This window comes from Streptococcus sp. Marseille-Q6488, from assembly GCF_946902925.1.
Classification (GTDB): domain Bacteria; phylum Bacillota; class Bacilli; order Lactobacillales; family Streptococcaceae; genus Streptococcus.
Genome location: NZ_CAMPPZ010000028.1, coordinates 1 through 1,890 on the forward strand (window position 1 = coordinate 1; position 1,890 = coordinate 1,890).

Genomic DNA, 1,890 nt, shown 5'->3' on the forward strand with positions numbered 1-1,890 from the left:
ATCGGGATTTGCTTTTAAGAGATGAATTTTTGGTGTGAATGCTTGACATTATTTTGATTGACCATGGCATAGGCCAGGGTTGTGTCAATCTTGCTATGACCTAGCAGTTTTTGGACTTGTTCGATAGGCATACCTTTATCAATTGCCTTAGTCGCTAAAGTTCTTCTGAACTTATGTGGGTGAACCTTTTGTATACCGAGTTTGTCTCCTAACTTTCTTAAGCGAATCTCTACACCAGCAATTCCAAGCCTCTGGACTTTTCCAACTAACGTTACAAAAAGAGCAGGGTGACTATCTTTTCTGTCGTTAAGATAGTTTCTTAAATGAATTTTCGTCCGAGCGTCAAAATATACTGGTCTCTCCTTCTTTCCTTTACCAAAGACAACACACTCTCTGTTTTCAAAATCAATATCTGAACGATTCAACTGTACAAGCTCCCCTACACGCATACCTGTCGATGCTAGTAGGTCTATTATTGCCAAATCTCTCAAATTTTCACAGTTATCGCGCATAATTTCCAAATGTTCATCAGTATAAGTTTCCTTCACATTTTGCTCAGTCTTAATTTTCTTTATCCGTCGAATGGGATTTTTAATGATATATTCCTCTTGCTCAAGCCAAGCAAAAAAAGAAGACAATATACGCCTAATATTGTCTAAATTCGCCTTACTACAATCCTTTTCAGACTGGTAATTTGCTAAATAACTCCTTAAATCATCTGTTGTGAGTTGTGTCACAGACTCCTTAATAGCATTAAACAAGTTTTCAATCGTCCTCTGGTAATAACGAATTGTTTTTGAGCTACAGCCCTCTACCTGTTTGGCGGTGATAAAGAGTTGCAACAGGTTATTATTCGAATACTTCTGCTGCTTTTTTCCGTCTACTAGATGATGTTCTAAACTCTCTCTCAATGCTAGTAATTGTTCATTATTTAAAAGAGGTAACATTTCTTGCATGATAATTGTAACTTTTGATTCCATAATTTTTCACTTTCTTATTCATCAATAAAAAGAGACAATATCAGTTTCTGCATTACAGAATTCTAATATTGTCTGTTCATTTATTTTCTTGTGCCCATTCAAATCCAGCATACTAGGTTACTTTCTGACCTTTTCTCTAACAGAATGTTCAGAAACCCATTTGGAGTAGCTTATCATTTTTTCATCAGTTAAAGCTTCTACTGCGATGGTTACACACATTTTTACTGCTTCTTCTACCGTTACAGAAAAACGATAGCCATTTAATTGTAAAAATTTGACCAAAACGAAGAAAGAAGTTCTTTTATTAGCATTAGCAAAAACATGCTTCTTTATCAATTGGACAAATAGTATCGTTGCTTTATCAAAAATTGTTGGATAAAGAGGCTTCCCAAAGACAAATTGTTCTGGTAAGTTCACAATCATATTTAAGGCAGAAGGACTAACTGTTTGAATTTTCTCATTTGGAGAATACCGTTGAATTGCTAAAGCATTTATTTTTTCAATTTGCTTTTCTGTCAGATAGATTGTCATTTTTCCACCAAAGCTTTGAAAACATCGTCGTATTCGTCAAATATTTTATCTAAATTTAAGTCAAAGGCATCATCAGATACATAAGAAACCTGCTGCCCCAATTCTTCAGGAGTAAAGATAATCTCACCACTTGGTAACAATTTCGCTTCGTATTTAACACCACTTGGAATATTAAATTCACTTGGAATCGTAATGGTGATTGAATTTCCTTGTTTTCTTGTTTTTACTACCATCTGATTTCCTCCTTTGAAGTATTATAACAAATCATTACCGTAATTACAATGGCAGAATATCAGCCAAAATACTCCTGCATCAGAGATTTCTTCAAAGTTTCAAGTTCTTCCAGAAATTTTTGGATTGCCAATTGTGATTTGTCGAC

At 34.6% G+C, this 1,890-nt stretch carries 3 protein-coding genes and 1 pseudogene; all 4 read right to left on the minus strand.

What is annotated here, in order from left to right; translation table 11 throughout:
- Positions 1–14 precede the first annotated feature (14 nt).
- Positions 15–980 (minus strand): site-specific tyrosine recombinase/integron integrase, encoded by a 966-nt coding sequence (gene xerA / locus OVN23_RS10275; RefSeq protein ID WP_000444456.1) that lies wholly within the window; start codon positions 978–980, stop codon positions 15–17.
- Positions 981–1,097: 117 nt separating this feature from the next.
- The gene (locus tag OVN23_RS10280) at positions 1,098–1,511 is read right to left on the minus strand and encodes a type II toxin-antitoxin system death-on-curing family toxin (protein ID WP_164225979.1); all 414 of its coding nucleotides are present in this window, start codon (positions 1,509–1,511) and stop codon (positions 1,098–1,100) included.
- Entirely contained in the window at positions 1,508–1,744 is a 237-nt protein-coding gene (locus tag OVN23_RS10285; RefSeq protein ID WP_000260605.1) for an AbrB family transcriptional regulator, read from the minus strand. The genes OVN23_RS10280 and OVN23_RS10285 overlap by 4 nt, the downstream gene beginning before the upstream one ends.
- A 59-nt stretch (positions 1,745–1,803) precedes the next feature.
- Positions 1,804–1,890 (minus strand): annotated as a pseudogene (locus OVN23_RS10290) (type I restriction endonuclease); the annotation flags it as partial.

Excerpts from the sequence above, each read along its gene's own strand:
- xerA (WP_000444456.1), bottom strand. The coding sequence starts at position 980 with ATGGAATCAAAAGTTACAATTATCATGCAAGAAATGTTACCTCTTTTA.
- OVN23_RS10280 (WP_164225979.1), bottom strand. The coding sequence starts at position 1,511 with ATGACAATCTATCTGACAGAAAAGCAAATTGAAAAAATAAATGCTTTA.
- OVN23_RS10285 (WP_000260605.1), bottom strand. The coding sequence starts at position 1,744 with ATGGTAGTAAAAACAAGAAAACAAGGAAATTCAATCACCATTACGATT.